This is a genomic window from Lentzea sp. NPDC051213, assembly GCF_044455585.1.
Classification (GTDB): Bacteria; Actinomycetota; Actinomycetes; order Mycobacteriales; family Pseudonocardiaceae; genus Lentzea.
In genome coordinates this window covers 99,526-114,748 of the sequence record NZ_JBITEX010000001.1, presented here as the reverse complement: position 1 = coordinate 114,748, position 15,223 = coordinate 99,526, and the positions used below count along the sequence as shown (strand labels likewise).

10 protein-coding genes and 1 pseudogene are annotated in these 15,223 nt (G+C 69.7%); 10 read left to right on the top strand and 1 reads right to left on the bottom strand.

Translation table 11 applies throughout. From position 1 onward, the window contains the following. Positions 1-87: 87 nt before the first annotated feature. The 8 genes from ACIA8G_RS00480 to ACIA8G_RS00445 all read left to right on the top strand — a co-directional run bounded on the left by ACIA8G_RS00480 (position 88) and on the right by ACIA8G_RS00445 (position 12,362). The gene (locus ACIA8G_RS00480) at positions 88-1,422 is read left to right on the top strand and encodes a glutamine synthetase family protein (protein ID WP_396416092.1); all 1,335 of its coding nucleotides are present in this window, start codon (positions 88-90) and stop codon (positions 1,420-1,422) included. 9 nt (positions 1,423-1,431) lie between these two features. Continuing rightward, the gene (locus tag ACIA8G_RS00475) at positions 1,432-3,918 is read left to right on the top strand and encodes a DEAD/DEAH box helicase (RefSeq protein ID WP_396416091.1); all 2,487 of its coding nucleotides are present in this window, start codon (positions 1,432-1,434) and stop codon (positions 3,916-3,918) included. Between the two features lie 49 nt (positions 3,919-3,967). After that, complete coding sequence (locus tag ACIA8G_RS00470; protein WP_396416090.1) at positions 3,968-6,886, top strand: hypothetical protein; 2,919 nt, start codon at positions 3,968-3,970, stop codon at positions 6,884-6,886. A 563-nt stretch (positions 6,887-7,449) separates the two neighbouring features. After that, positions 7,450-7,737 (top strand): hypothetical protein, encoded by a 288-nt coding sequence (locus ACIA8G_RS00465; protein WP_396416089.1) that lies wholly within the window; start codon positions 7,450-7,452, stop codon positions 7,735-7,737. Between the two features lie 314 nt (positions 7,738-8,051). After that, positions 8,052-8,957 carry a LytR/AlgR family response regulator transcription factor gene (locus ACIA8G_RS00460; protein ID WP_396416088.1) on the top strand — a complete coding sequence of 302 codons (906 nt, stop codon included), beginning with the start codon at positions 8,052-8,054 and terminating at the stop codon, positions 8,955-8,957. Continuing rightward, the gene (locus ACIA8G_RS00455; protein WP_396416087.1) at positions 8,954-9,364 is read left to right on the top strand and encodes a hypothetical protein; all 411 of its coding nucleotides are present in this window, start codon (positions 8,954-8,956) and stop codon (positions 9,362-9,364) included. The genes ACIA8G_RS00460 and ACIA8G_RS00455 overlap by 4 nt, the downstream gene beginning before the upstream one ends. Next, positions 9,361-11,103, top strand: a complete 1,743-nt coding sequence (locus ACIA8G_RS00450; RefSeq protein ID WP_396416086.1) for a cation acetate symporter — start codon at positions 9,361-9,363, stop codon at positions 11,101-11,103. The genes ACIA8G_RS00455 and ACIA8G_RS00450 overlap by 4 nt, the downstream gene beginning before the upstream one ends. Positions 11,104-11,186: 83 nt before the next feature. Further along, positions 11,187-12,362 (top strand): sensor histidine kinase, encoded by a 1,176-nt coding sequence (locus ACIA8G_RS00445; protein ID WP_396416085.1) that lies wholly within the window; start codon positions 11,187-11,189, stop codon positions 12,360-12,362. Between the two features lie 321 nt (positions 12,363-12,683). On the opposite strand, the pseudogene ACIA8G_RS00440 reads toward ACIA8G_RS00445, so the two are convergent. After that, positions 12,684-13,091, bottom strand: a pseudogene (locus ACIA8G_RS00440) (transposase); the annotation flags it as partial. Positions 13,092-13,735: 644 nt separating this feature from the next. On the opposite strand from ACIA8G_RS00440, the gene ACIA8G_RS00435 reads away from it, so the two are divergent. Together ACIA8G_RS00435 and ACIA8G_RS00430 are read left to right on the top strand one after the other, a co-directional pair. Next, positions 13,736-14,554 carry a metallophosphoesterase family protein gene (locus ACIA8G_RS00435; protein ID WP_396416084.1) on the top strand — a complete coding sequence of 273 codons (819 nt, stop codon included), beginning with the start codon at positions 13,736-13,738 and terminating at the stop codon, positions 14,552-14,554. Beyond that, complete coding sequence (locus ACIA8G_RS00430; protein WP_396416083.1) at positions 14,555-15,199, top strand: 4'-phosphopantetheinyl transferase; 645 nt, start codon at positions 14,555-14,557, stop codon at positions 15,197-15,199. The last annotated feature ends 24 nt before the right edge of the window (positions 15,200-15,223 follow it).

The following is a 15,223-nucleotide window of genomic DNA, read 5'->3' as shown; positions in this document are numbered from 1 at the left end:
GTCTATAGCGTTTGCCCCTCAACGTTATCCCCTCCGCGCCAGCGACACACTGTGCCGGAAAGGTAGTTCGACGTGGTCGGTGAACAGGTGACACGGGAACTCGCGGCGAGGCTTGGCGAGGACGGGATCGACGTGGTGCGCGTCGTCTTCCCCGACCTGCTCGGCACCGACCGGGGCCGTGACGTCCTCGTGGAGCATCTACCTGCGGTAACGCAGCGCGGCCTGTCGTTCTGCCGGGCCGTCTACAGCACCACGCCCGGCGGCAAGACCACCGAGAACGGCGGTGTGCTCGACGCCGGGCTGCCCGACGTGATCGTGGTGCCGGACCTCGACACGCTCCTGCCGATCCCGTGGGAGCCGGGCGTGGCGTGGTGCATCGGGGACGCGGTGAGCCCCGCTGACGAAAGACCTGTCGACGAATCGCCGCGGCAGGTGTTGCGCAGGGCCCTGGAGGTTTTCGAGACGACCGGACTGACCCCGGTCATCGGTCCCGAGTTGGAATATTTCCTCTGCGAACCGGACGAAGATCGCCCGAACGGGTGGCGGCCGTACTGCGATGAGCCGGGAAACGTGTACGCGACCGGCCGCCGCGGCGATTCCGACGGTCATCTGTTGAGAACTCTTCGCACACTCAGCAGCGCGGGCCTGCAGACCACCGGCGGCAACCACGAGTACGCGGGCGGGCAGTTCGAGATCAACCTCGTGCACTCCCCCGCGATGGACGCGGCCGACCGCGCGTTCCGCTTCAAGACGAGCGTCAAGGAGCTCGCCCGGCGGGAGGGCCGGCTGGCGACGTTCATGGCCAAGCCGTTCAACGACGGCGGCGGCAGCGGCTTCCACCTGCACCTGTCGTGCCACGAGAAGGACGGGCGCAACGCGTTCCAGGCGCCCGGCACGTCGAGCGGCCTGTCGGACGAGGCGCGGTGGGCCATCGGCGGCATCCTCAAGCACGCGCCGGCGCTCGCCGCGCTGCTCAACCCGACGGTGAACTCGTACAAGCGGTTCGGGCCGGACTCGCTCGCGCCGTGGCTCATCGACTGGGGCCTGGACAACCGCAGCTCGATGCTGCGGGTGCCCGCCGAGCGCGGCGAGACCACCCGGCTGGAGCTGCGGCTCGGTGACGCGAGCGCGAACCCGTACCTCGGCATCGCGGGCCTCATCGCGGCCACCTACCTGGGCATTCGCGACCGGATCGAGCCGCCGCGGCCCTCCGCGGGCTACGGCTACGACCCGTCGAAGGCCCCGACGCTGCCCGCCACGCTCCCCGACGCCCTGGCCTACCTGGAAGAGGACACGGCGATGGTCGAGGTGCTGGGCAAGGACTTCGTGCGGTCCTATGTGGACTTCAAGTGGGAGGAGGTGGCCCGGTTCCAGCGGTTCGTGACCGACTGGGAGTTCACCGAATACGCCTACCACCTATAGTCACCTGCGATGACTGCGCTGACCGACCGGCTGCTCTCGATCGCCGACGAAGACGAACTGTTCGACACCTTCTCCACCTGGGCCGCCGAACGGGGCCTCGCGCTGTACCCGGCGCAGGAGGAGGCGGTCATCGAGCTCGTCTCCGGGGCGAACGTCATCCTCAGCACGCCGACCGGGTCCGGCAAGAGCCTGGTCGCGATCGGCGCCCACCTCACCGCGATGGCCGGCAGTCAGCGCAGCTTCTACACCGCGCCGATCAAGGCGCTGGTCTCGGAGAAGTTCTTCGCGCTGTGCGAGGTGTTCGGGCCGGAGAACGTCGGCATGATGACCGGCGACGCCTCGGTGAACGACCAGGCGCCCATCATCTGCTGCACCGCGGAGATCCTGGCGAACATCGCGCTGCGCGACGGCACCTCGGCCGACGTCGGCCAGGTCGTGATGGACGAGTTCCACTTCTACAGCGAGCCCGACCGCGGCTGGGCGTGGCAGGTGCCGATCGTCGAGCTGCCGCAGGCCCAGTTCCTGCTGATGTCGGCGACGCTCGGCGACGTCTCGTTCTTCGAGAAGGACCTCACCCGCCGCACCGGCCGGCCCACCGCCGTCGTGCGGTCGGCACAGCGCCCGGTGCCGTTGAACTTCCAGTACGTCGTCACGCCGTTGCACGAGACGATCGAAGACCTGCTGCACGGCCGTGAGGCGCCGATCTACGTCGTGCACTTCACCCAGGCCGCCGCGCTGGAGCGTGCCCAGTCGCTGATGAGCGTGAACGTCTGCTCCAAGCAGGAGAAGGAGGCGATCGCCACCACGATCGGCAACTTCCGCTTCTCCTCCGGGTTCGGCAAGACGCTGTCGCGGCTCGTGCGGCACGGCATCGGCGTGCACCACGCGGGCATGCTGCCGAAGTACCGGCGGCTCGTGGAGCAGCTGGCGCAGGCCGGTCTGATGAAGGTCATCTGCGGCACGGACACGCTCGGCGTCGGTATCAACGTCCCGATCCGCACGGTCGTGTTCACCGCGCTCTCGAAGTACGACGGCACCCGCACGCGCATCCTCAAGGCACGCGAGTTCCACCAGATCGCGGGCCGGGCCGGTCGCGCGGGCTACGACACCGTGGGCACCGTCGTCGTGCAGGCACCCGAGCACGAGGTGGAGAACCGCAAGGCGCTGCTGAAGGCGGGCGACGACCCGAAGAAGAAGCGCAAGATCGTGCGCAAGAAGGCGCCCGAGGGCTTCGTTTCGTGGAGCGAGTCGACGTTCGAACGGCTCGTCGGCGCCGAACCGGAACCGCTGACGTCGAGCTTCCAGGTCTCGCACGCGATGCTGCTCAACGTCATCGGACGGCCCGCCGGTGGCGCGTTCCAGGCGATGCGGCACCTGCTGGAGGACAACCACGAGGATCGGCCGAAGCAGCTCCGGCACATCCGGCGGGCGCTCGCGATGTACCGCGCGCTGGTCGCGGCGGGTGTGGTGGAACGCGACGGCGACGACTTCCGGCTGACCGTCGACCTGCAGTTCAACTTCGCGCTGAACCAGCCGCTGTCGCCGTTCGCGCTGGCCGCGATCGAGCTGCTGGACCGCGAGGCGCCGGGCTACGAGCTCGACGTGCTGTCGGTGATCGAGTCCATTCTCGACGATCCGAGGCAGATCCTGGGCGCGCAGGAGCACAAGGCGCGCGGCGAGGCGATCGGCGTGATGAAGGCCGACGGCATCGAGTACGACCAGCGGATGGAGATGCTGGACGACGTCACGTACCCGAAGCCGCTCGAGGAGCTGCTGGACGCCGCGATGTTCACCTACCGCCGCGGCCACCCGTGGGTCGACGACTACTCGTTGTCGCCCAAGGCCGTCGTGCGCGACATGTACGAGCGTGCGATGACGTTCACGGAGTACGTGTCGTTCTACGGCCTCGCCCGCTCCGAGGGCCTGGTGCTGCGGTACCTGGCCGACGCCTACAAGGCGCTGTCGCAGACGGTGCCGGAGGAGGCGAAGACCGAGGAGCTCAACGACCTGACGTCGTGGCTCGGCGAGCTGGTGCGCCAGGTCGACTCGTCGCTGATCGACGAGTGGGAGAAGCTCACGAATCCGGACGCGCCGGTCGAGGAGGTCCGGGTCGACCTGCCGCCCGCGGTCACCCGCAACGTCCGCGCGTTCCGCGTGCTGGTCCGCAACGCGCTGTTCCGCCGCGTCGAGCTGGCCGCCAAGCGCGACTGGTACTCGCTGGGCGAGCTCGACCACGAGTCGGGCTGGACGGCCAAGGAGTGGATGGACGCGCTCGAGCCGTACTTCGAGGAGCACCGCGACATCGGCGCGGGCCCGAACGCGCGCGGCCCGGCGTTCCTGATCATCAACGTCGAGCGCGAGCGCTGGGTGTGCCGGCAGATCTTCGAGGACCCGGCCGGTGACAAGGACTGGGGCTTCAACGCGGAGGTCGACCTCGCGGCGTCCGACGAGCTGGGCGAGGCGGCCGTGACGATCACCGACGTCGGCCGGCTCTGACCACCGCGCGCGGAACCGGTTCCGTGCGCGCCCGATTACCCTGCCCCAGGTGTCCGAACGGCATTACGACGCGTTCCTGTCCTACAGCTACGCGGTCGACGGGCCCGCGCTCGCCCCGGCGGTGCAGCAGGGGCTGAGCCGGCTGGCGAAACCCTGGTACCGAGCCCACGCGCTGCACGTCTTCCGCGACCAGACCGGTCTGGAGGCGAGTCCCGGTCTCGGCGCCGCGATCGAGGCGGCACTGGGGAAGTCGCGGTTCTTCATCCTCATGGCGTCGCCGGAGAGCGCGGAGTCGGTGTGGGTGGGCCGCGAGGTCGAGCACTGGCGGCTGCACCGCGAGCAGGCGACGTTCCTGATCGTGCTCACCAGCGGCACGATCAACTGGGACGAGGACGGCAACGACTTCGACTGGAAGCAGACCACCGCGCTGCCCAAGCAGCTCAGCGGCTGGTTCGAGGCGGAGCCGCTGTGGGTGAACCTGAGCTGGGCGCGCTACGAGACTCAGCTCTCCGTGCGGCACAGCCGGTTCCGCTCCGAGCTCGCGACGCTGGCCGCCCCGATCCACGGCAAGCCCAAGGAAGCGCTCGACAGCGAGGACGTCCGCCTGCACCGCAGCGCCGTGCGCGCCAGGCAGGGCGCGATCGGTGCGCTCGCGGTGCTCACGATCATCGCCTTGGTGCTCGGGCTGACCGCGGCACGGCAGCAGACGGAGGCCGAGCAGCAGCGCGACCGGTCGTTGTCCCGCGAGCTCGCCGCCCGCAGCGAGACGATCGGCGACACCGACCCGGCGCTGGCCCGGCTGCTGAGCCTCGCCGCGTGGAAGGTAGGCCAGACCCCGCAAGCGCGCGTGGGCATGATGCGCGCGGCCGCGTTACCGAGCCGGGACGTGGTGCGCCTCGGGCAGGTGGCCCAGGCGGCCGCCTACAGCTCGGACGGCAGGTGGTCCGCGGTCGTGGCGGACGGCAGGGTCTACCTGAAAGGCACCGACAGCTACCGGGAACTGGACGCCGCCCGCGTGCTGAGCGCGGTGTTCAACCCCGACGGGTCGGTGCTCGCGCTCGGCACGGCCGAGGGCGAGGTCCGGCTGTGGCGGCCCGCCGCCGCCGAGTGGATCGGCGCACCGCTGCGCACCGGTGACCGGTTCATCCGCGACGGGGTCGGCGGGCTGGCGTTCCACCCCGACGGCCGCACGCTCGCGGTGGGCCTGCAGGGCAGCGAGGTCGCGCTGTTCGACACGGCCACCGGTGACCGGATCCGCGGCTGGGGCATCGGCAGCGACCCGTTCGACGACGACGAACGGCCCGGCGCCGCCGTCCTCTTCGGCCGCGACGGCAACTCGGTGGTGACCGCGTCCACGGACGGCACGATCCGGTTCTGGGACCCGGCGACCGGGTCCGCGCTCGGTGCCCCGCTCGACGCGCACGTCGTCGCCGACAGCTCGGGTCTCAGTCCGGCGCTGGCGTTGTCGGACGACGGCAAGACACTGGTCTCGGCCGGCATCGAGGGCACGCTGCGGTTCTGGGACTTCGCCCAGCGCACGCCGATCGGCGCCCCGGTGACCGGCTACACCCGTGAGGACCGCGCGCTGGTGGCGCCGTCGGTGGCGGTGCACCCGGACTCGTCGCTCGTCGCGACCGGCAGTCAGGACGGCACGATCCGGTTGTGGCGCACCGGAACCAGCCGGCAGGTCGGCACCCCGCTGGCCGGGCACACCCGCCCGGTGACGTCGGTGGCGTTCAGCCCGGACGGCCGCACGCTCGCGAGCACCTCGGTCGACGGCACCGTGCGGCACTGGGACATCGGCACCCACCACGAGATCGGCAAGCCGCTGTCCGGGTTCGCCGGGCCGGTGTACTCGTTGCTGTTCAGCGAAAGCGGCGCGACGCTCGTGACGGGCGGCGACAACGGCGGCGCGGTCTACAACGAGAACGGCAACTACACCTGCCAGAACACCGGCTTCATGCTGTGCAGCTCGAACGGCCACATGTCGATAGGCCCCAACATCTCGCACTCGCTGCCGGACGCGAACGAGGACCTCGGGCCGCCGATGCGGCTCGGCGCGACCGTGCGGTTCATCGACGTCGGCAAGCGGGCGGAGCGCGGTGCGTTGCAGACCGGCGAGATCACCGCGGTCACCTCGCTGGCGGCCGCTCCGGACCGGAGGATCGCCATCGGCGGCATCCGGCTCAACCCCGGTGACGACAGCCGCGGCGGGATGATGCTGTGGGACGGCGCCAACAGCAGGTCGCTCGGCGAGATGACCGGCCGTGGCCAGTTCCGGGCGTCGGCGTTCACGGCGGACGGCACGCTGGTGACCGGGCAGCAGGCCGCGAGCGAGGAACCGAGCCTGGGCTGGTGGGACACCACGAGGCGGGTCACCGGCCGGTCGAGCGGGACGGACGTTCTCGCGATCGCGGTGCAGCCCAGCGGAAAGCTGCTCGTCAGTGGTGGCACGGACGGCGTGCTGCGGTGGTGGGACGGCGGCACCGTCCACGAGCTGACCGGCCACACCGGAGTGATCGGCGCGCTCGCGTTCTCCCCCGACGGCACGCAGCTCGCGAGCGCGGGTGAGGACGGTGTGGTGCGGATCTGGGACGTGGCGACCCGCGCACTGGCCGGCGAGCAGCTGCTCGGGCACACCGGGCCGGTGTACTCGGTGACGTTCAGTCCCGACGGCCGCCTGCTCGCCACCGGCAGTGGCGACTCGTCCGTGCGGATCTGGGATCTCGCCACCCGCGGCCAGGTGAGCCCCGGCCACCTCCTGCACGACGGGCCGGTGCGGGCCGTGCGGTTCAGCCCGGACGGCCGGACGCTGGCGAGCGCGGGCGACGACAGCGCGGTCCGGTTGTGGGACGTCGGGTACGCGGTGGACGTCGAGAAAACGCTGTGTGCGCAGGCCGGTCGCGCGCTCAGCCGGGCGGAGTGGGCGCAGTACGTGCCGGACGCGTCCTTTCAACAGGTCTGCTAGGGCCTGTATCGAAGTCTCGTTCGATGAGAGACGCGCCTGAGGTGGTTCCTGGCGGCGCGGCCGAAAGGCCCGCATACCGGTGTTGTATGTGGGCCTTTCGGCCGCGCCCCCAGGGGCCGCCTCAGGCCCGGCTATCGCGAACGAGACTTCGATACAGGCCCTCGTCCGAGAAGCCGTTCCGAAAACCCTGTATGAACCCGAACGACTGAACTCTGCGGCAAAAGAGTTAATACAACTGTCGAGAAGTACCTCAAGTGACGTCGCAATACGCTGATTGATGCGACGAAGGACACACCGATTCGGCCCAACACCCCCGGCGCCACCTGGCCTACCAGGCACGTAGAACCGACACTGCGTCGATTAGCATCGACTAAACGTCGAAACAAGCGCATTTCAGCCGAGAGCCATAAGTGCACACCAATTGAGACGGGACCTGTTGAGACGGAATGGAGGCGCGATTGACCGGCCGGTCCGATTGAGGCAACATCATTGCGCTGGACCACAGCGTTCGAGATATGGTGTTGCTCAGTGGGGGAAATTGCGCAGCACGACGGGAGGATTCCGTGGACCCGGCTCTGGACGCCCTGCGCGACCGGCTGGCGGAGATCATCGCGTCGCCGCCGGACAACACCGACGAGCTCGTCGACACGCTGAGCGGTCTGGCCAAGCTGTCGAACCAGTGGTCTGAGGCGATCCAGGCGCTGCGTGCGCCGACCCGCAGACTGATCGGACCGGCCGCCGCCGCCTCGGTGAGCGTCGCCGCGCGCCGCGCCGAGGAGTCCTTCATCGAGCTGGAGATCACGCTCGGTGACGCTCTGGCGGCCCAGCCGCGCGCCATTCGCCAGCCGTGACCCGGCCGCGAAGCTGACCAGGTAACAGCACGCTGTGTGATAACAGCGTCCCGTTCCCACCCGAGACACACCCGTTCGGAGGGTTTCCGCACCTCCTCCGCCTGACGGATGATGCGCCCAATTGGGCTTTCGGGTGGGAGGGGGTGCGGACCATGCCTACGTTGCGCTACCAGACCCCCGCAGCAAGTCACCCTCCGTGAGCGGGCATGATCGCGTATCCGACAGCCTCGGCTCACCAGGCGCGCAATGACTCGAACGTGGTCTAATCGCCGCCACGTGAGGATCGGCCGTACACAGTTTGGACTCGATCTCGAATGACCTCAGGTCTGCCCTGCCCCATCTGTGAGGGGCCGGATCGACGTGGCAGCCTCGAGCGCTCCCTCCGGGTGCTCGCCGTCGACGACGAGGCGCCCGCGCTGGAAGACCTCGTGTACCTGTTGCGCTCCGATCCGCGCATCGCTCACGTCGAAGCGGTCACCGACGCCACGAAGGCGCTTCGGGTGCTGCACCGCGCGATGGACGCCGGGCAGCCGCTGGACGCGGTGTTCCTCGACATCCGCATGCCGGGGCTGGACGGTCTCGACCTCGCCCGCGTGCTGTCGCGGTTCGCGCAGCCGCCGCCCGTCGTGTTCGTGACGGCGCACCAGCAGCCCGCCGTCGAGGCGTTCGAGCTCAAGGCTCTCGACTACCTGCTCAAGCCCGTGCGCCCGGAGCGGCTCGCCGAGTCCGTGCACCGCATCGTGCACGAGGTCTGGGACTCAAAGGCTCCCCAGGAATCCGCGCCCGCCGCCCCGTCGCAGACCCCCACCACGCCGCCGGAGATGGGCGACGAGGTCATCCCGGTCGAGCTCGGTGGCGTCACGCGGTTCATCCGGCTCGCCGACATCCGGTACGTGGAGGCGCACGGCGACTACGCCCGCCTGCACACCGCGACCGGCAGCGGCCTGGTCCGCGCGGCGCTCAACGGCCTGGAAGAACGCTGGCGCAGCGCGGGATTCGTCCGCATCCACCGCAGCCACCTGGTCTCGCTCGGGCACATCGACGAGCTGCGGCTGGAAGACGGCCACCTCAGCGTCACGATCGGCGGCGCGGTGCTGCCGGTCAGCCGCCGGCACGCCCGGCACCTGCGGCAGCTGCTGGTGCGGCGCGCCCGGCCCACGCCGGTGTCCGGTGCCTCGCCCGCCGGTGTCGTGCAACCGAGGAACGGGCTCGGGTCGTGACGACGCCACCACCCCGGAAAGGGCCGGAACCGGTACCGAAACCGACCCAGCGCGTGGTGGTGACGAGCCCGCGCACGCGGGCACCGCGAGCGCGCCGTCCGTACTCGGGCACGCGCGAGATCAACGAGCAGAGCGAGCTCGGCGCCGTCTACATGCGCACGCTCATCCGGGCGCAGCGGCGGCTCGGGATCTCGGTCTGCCTGGTCGTGTGCGGCACGCTCGGCTTGCTGCCGCTGCTGTTCTCCATCGAGCCGGAGCTCGGGAAGGTCCGCGTGCTCGGGCTCGGGCTGCCGTGGTTCCTGCTGTGCGTGGCGACGTTCCCGATGCTGCTGCTCGCGGGCTGGTTCTACGTGCGGCAGGCCGAACGCAGTGAACGCGAGTTCGCGGAGCTGGTCGAACGTCCATGACGAGTGGATACGCCATCGTGGCGGTGCTGGTCGTGGCACTGGGCACGATCCTGGTCGGCACCTACGGGCTGCGCGTCTCCCGCACCACATCCGACTTCTACGTCGCCTCGCGCACGGTCTCCCCCGGCTGGAACGCGTCCGCGATCGGCGGCGAGTACCTGTCCGCGGCGTCGTTCGTCGGCATCGCCGGACTGATCTTCGCCTACGGGCCGGACATGCTGTGGTTCCCGGTCGGCTACACGGCCGGGTACCTCGTGCTGCTGACGATGGTCGCCGCTCCCCTGCGCCGCTCCGGCGCCTACACGCTGCCGGACTTCGCCGAGGCCCGCTTCCGCTCACGGGCGGTGCGCGCGGTCGCGTCGATCCTGGCGCTGTCGATCGGCTGGCTCTACCTGCTGCCCCAGCTGGAAGGCGCCGGCCTGACGCTGAACACCGTGACCGGCGCGCCGGACTGGCTGGGCGCGCTGATCGTCACGGTGGTCGTGACGGTGAACGTGATGTCCGGCGGGATGCGGTCGATCACGTTCGTGCAGGCGTTCCAGTACTGGTTCAAGCTCACCGCGATCACCGTGCCGATCCTGTTCCTGGTCGTCGTGTGGCAGGTGCAGGGCGCCGAGTCACTGACCAAGCCGGAGACCCCGACGTTCCCGCAGGACACCTCGGTCAAGTTCCACAACGTGACCACGATCCACGCCGAGAAGTCCATCTTCATCAAGGGCACCGGCGAGATCGACAACCTGCGCATCGAGAGCGCGGGTCACGTGCTGACCGACGGCTACCACCGCATCGGGCAGGGCTCGGAGTTCACGTTCCCCGCGGGTGCCCCGGTCCCGCATCTGTCCACAATGGCCCACAACACCAACGCGACGTGGGCGCTGCCGGAGTCGAGCGGCGCGCACTTCCCGTTGTACGGCGCCTATTCGCTCATCATCGCGACCTTCCTGGGCACGATGGGCCTGCCGCACGTGATCGTGCGCTTCTACACCAACCCCAACGGCACCGCGGCGCGCCGCACGACGTTGATCGTGCTCGGCCTGCTCTCGGTCTTCTACCTGATGCCACCGGTGTACGGCGCGCTGGGAAGGCTGTACACACCCGAGCTGCTGATGACCGGGCAGACCGACGCGGTCGTCCTGGTGCTGCCGACCAGGATGATCGACGGCATCGGCGGCCAGCTGCTCGGCGCCCTGGTGGCGGGCGGCGCCTTCGCCGCGTTCCTGTCGACGTCGTCGGGCCTGGTGGTGTCGCTGGCCGGGGTGCTGTCGCAGGACGTGCTGCGGCTCGGCGGCGTGCGCGGGTTCCGGATCTCCACGGTGCTGGCGGTCATCGTGCCGCTCGCGATGACGTTCGTGTCGACGGGCATGCCCGTGGCGGACATGGTCGCGCTGGCGTTCGCGGTCGCGGCTTCCTCGCTGTGTCCGTTGCTGCTGCTGGGAATCTGGTCCAACCGGATAACCACGATCGGCGCCGTCGCCGGCATGCTCGCGGGCGGTGTCCCCGCCCTGACCGCGGGCCTGGTCACGATGTTCACCGAGACCAACGACAGCTGGTACAACGTGCTGCTCTCCCGCCCCGCCGCGTGGACCGTGCCGCTCGGCTTCACGGTCATGTACGTCGTCTCCCTGCTCACCCAGCGGCACGTGCCACCGGGCGTGCAGCAGACGATGGTCAAGCTCCATGCACCCGAGAACCTCGGGCTCGACGGAGCCGGTTCCTCGTCGACCGATGAGCGAAGCTAGTGCCATGGCCCCCACGATCCACCCGTCTGACCGCGACCTGGCCCGGCGAGGTCCCGGGCCAAGGCACTAGAAGGTGACGTGAGATGCAGGACTTCCTCACCGCCGCCGCGATCCTGATCGTCGGCGGAGCGGCCGTGCTCGTCTTGTGGAGGGGCACGCGCAGCAAGCAGTCGCTGTCCACCGAGGCCCAGCGCGTCACCTACGAAACACTGCACACGGCCTGGTCGGCCGCCCCGCCCCTGCGCGCCGGCCTGGTCCCGGACGCGGCCAAGAAGTCGGCCCGGCACCTGCGCACCCTGCTCGACACCCCGGCGCTCGCGTTGACCGACGAGACCGAGGTCGTCGCCTGGGAAGGCGTGTCCGAACACCACGCGATCGAGGCGATGGCGCAGGCCGAGGACGTCTTCCTGACCGGCCGCACCCAGGCGTTCGACATCGGCTGCACCGAGCCGAACTGCCCGATCAACTGCGCGGTCGTCGCCCCCCTGACCGTCGAGGGCCGCGTGGTCGGCACCCTGGCCGCCTACTCGCGCGAGGCGTCCGCGGGTCTGGTCCGCGCCACCAACCAGGTCGCACGATGGGCCGCCGGCCAGCTCGAACTGGCCGAGCTGGACCGCTCACGAACCCGCCTGGTGGAGGCGGAGGTACGCGCACTGCGCGCGCAGATCTCGCCGCACTTCATCTACAACTCGTTGTCCGCCATCGCTTCCTACGTCCGCACGAACCCCGAGCGCGCCCGCACCCTGCTGCTGGACTTCGCGGACTTCACCCGGTACTCGTTCCGCCGGCACGGCGACTTCACGACGCTGGCCGAGGAGCTGCGGTCGATCGACCAGTACCTGGCCCTGGAACGGGCCCGGTTCGGCGAGCGCCTGAAGGTCACCCTGCAGGTGGCGCCCGAGGTGCTGCCGGTGACCGTGCCGTTCCTGTGCCTGCAGCCGCTGGTGGAGAACGCGGTGCGACACGGCATGGAGGGCAAGGTCGAGCCCGGCCACATCCAGATCTACGCCAACGACGGCGGCGCCGAGGCCCACATCACCATCGAGGACGACGGCATCGGGATGGATCCCGAGAAGCTGCGCCGGACGTTGGCCGGGCAGGTCGACGAGTCGGCCGGGATCGGGCTCGGGAACATCGACGAGCGACTGCGGCGGGTGTACGGGGACGAGTACGGGCTCGTGGTCGAGACCGCCTGCGGGCTCGGGACGAAGATCACGGTGCGGGTGCCGAAGTACCACGCCGGGATCAACGGCATGTGAGGTGCTCGGGCTGGGTGGGCAGACGCGGGCCGGGTCGGCCGGCCTGCGGCGGGCCGCGGCGTGCACCGCTGGCCGAGTTGGCGGTAGTTGAAGGCGGTTTGATCATGGGTCGGCGGTACTTGCAGACGCCCCAACCCAACTCCGGGCCAGGCGGTGCCGACGGCCGCTCGTCCCGCGATGAGCGGTCCTCCGCGCGATGAGCGGTAGATCCTTAGCTACACGAACAAACCCGCGACCACGGCCAAAACCCCAAGCAAAAAACGCCGGGGCCACCCTTCCTCAGGGTGACCCCGGCGAAAACCAGGCAGAGCGGCCGTCTCAGCTGGCGGCCTTCGCGGCACGACGGTCGGCAGCGTCCAGCACCGCGCGAATCCAGTCGAGCTCCTCGGTCCCGCAGGCGCCCTCGGCGGCGGCCCGGCGCAGGCGAACCCACAGGCCCAGGTCGGTCCACTCCTGGAAGCGCCGGTGCACGGTCGGCACGGTCACCCCGAACGAAGCCGGCAGATGGCGCCACGCACAACCCGAGGAGAGCACGAACACGATCGCGGTGAACACCGAGCGGTTGCACACACGCCCACGTCCACCACCCTGACGCCGGACCTTGGCCGCCGGGATCAGCGGCTCGACCACGGACCAGAGGTTCGGCGAGACGAGGCGCGCCGAAAGCTGCTCGATGACGTCACCACGACCGGTCTCGCCGTTGTGCTCCGGCCACGCACCAGCGCGCATCCACGAGTCGTGGCGCGGCGCGGAGTCGATGGGCCGGGCGTCCTGGCGGGCGGATTCGGCGGCGCGCTGGCGGGAACGGAGGAGGGTGGCCAGGGCCGTGTCCTCGGCCGTGGTCCGGCGCTGCGGCACGGCGTAGGCCTGGTGCTGCTGCGCGTGGCGGGCGATTTCGGCGCCCACGGTGCGGCGGAACGAGGGGTTGCCGGCCAGACGCGGGTCCACCGGCTGGGGGTAACGCACCGGCACCTGGCCCACCGAGGCCTGACGTGCCGGCACACCTGGGACCTGCCGTGGGGGTACGGGCCGCTGAGGCACGTGACGGGGCGGGACCTGCCGCGCGAGTCGCGGGTCCGGGGTGCGAGCGAACTGTGAGTCAGTCATTGGTGGTCCTCCGCCAGGACTTTTCCGTCAGGTGACAGCGCTCACAGTAAGAAGCAGGCCAGAAAACAGGTAAGTAGGTAGGCCATGGAAGGCGATGAGCGGACGTGGGATGGCGATACGCGGCTGGTCCTGTTGAGACGAGTGGCGCACTGTCTGCGACGAACGGATAACCGGTCGTGCTACCTGTGACACGACCGGGTGCCGCGGTGAACACCCCACTGGAGGGTAATGATCCGGTCGTTGACGTGAGAGATACCGTTCGAACTGTGAAGCTTTTGGCCACCAGCGACCTGCACGTCTCCTACCAGGACAACCGTCAGGTTGTGGAGGCGATCGCGTCACCCGACGAGAACGACTGGCTGATCATCGCCGGGGACATCGGAGAACGCTTCGCGGACATCGAGTGGACCCTCGAGACCCTGCGTCCCCGGTTCGCGAGGCTCATCTGGTCGCCGGGCAACCACGAGCTGTGGACCACCAAGGACGACGAGAACCAGGCGCGGGGCGAGGTGCGCTACAAGCAGCTCGTCGAGCTGTGCCGCGGTCTCGACGTCATCACCCCGGAAGACCCGTACGTCACGTTCCCCGGTCCGCAGGGCCCGGTCACGGTCTGTCCACTGTTCCTCGGGTACGACTACTCCTTTCGGCCACACGGCGCCACGGACGTGAAGTCGGCCCTCGCGATCGCGCACGAGGCGGGCGTCGTGTGCACGGACGAGTACTTCCTGCACCCCGACCCGTACCCGTCGCGCGAGGCCTGGTGCCAGGCGCGCGTCACCGAGACCGAGCAGCGGCTCGCGGAGATCACCGGGCCGACCGTGCTGATCAACCACTACCCGCTCGTGCGCGACCCCACGTTCGTGCTGCGTTACCCGGAGTTCGCGCTCTGGTGTGGTACCGCTCTCACCGCTGACTGGCACCGCAGGTTCAACGCGGTCGAGATGGTCTACGGCCACCTGCACATCCCCCGCACGACGCGCTACGACGGCGTGCGGTTCGACGAGGTCTCGCTCGGCTACCCGCGCGAGTGGAAACCGCGCGGCACCACCACGGTGAAGCTGCACGACGTGCTGCGGGAGTCATAGGTGCTGGAGAAGCTTCTTCCCCCTCCCATCGCGGCGGTGGAGCGGTACAACGACGAGCAGCCGGTCGAGCTCTTCCCCGAGGAGGAGGCGCTGCTGGGCAACGCGGTGCCCAAGCGCCGGTTCGAGTTCGGCACGGTCCGCGCGTGCGCCCGCGAGGCCATGCAGCGCCTCGGCGTCACGCCGGCGGCGATCCTGCCCGGCAAGAAGCGGGAGCCGCTCTGGCCGGAGAACGTCGTCGGCAGCCTCACCCACTGCTCGGGCTTCCGTGCGGCGGCGCTGGCCCTCTCGAGCGACTTCCTGACCATCGGCATCGACGCCGAACCGCACGCGCCGGCACCGGACGGCGTGCTGGGGGCCATCGCGCTCCCGGCCGAGCTGCGCCGGATGCCCGGGCTGAAGGTGGACGACCCGAAGATCTGCTGGGACCGGCTGCTGTTCAGCGCCAAGGAGTCGACCTACAAGGCCTGGTACCCGGTCACCCAGCGCTGGCTGGGCTTCGAGGACGCCGACATCACCCTGCACGCCGACGGCACCTTCCACTCCCGGATCCTGCTGCCCGACACCCCGATCGCGGGGTTCACCGGCAGGTGGCTGGTGCAGGGCGACCTGCTGATCACGACCATCGCGGTGCCTGCCGGCGTGTAGGGCCTGTGTAGAGGCGGTCGCAAG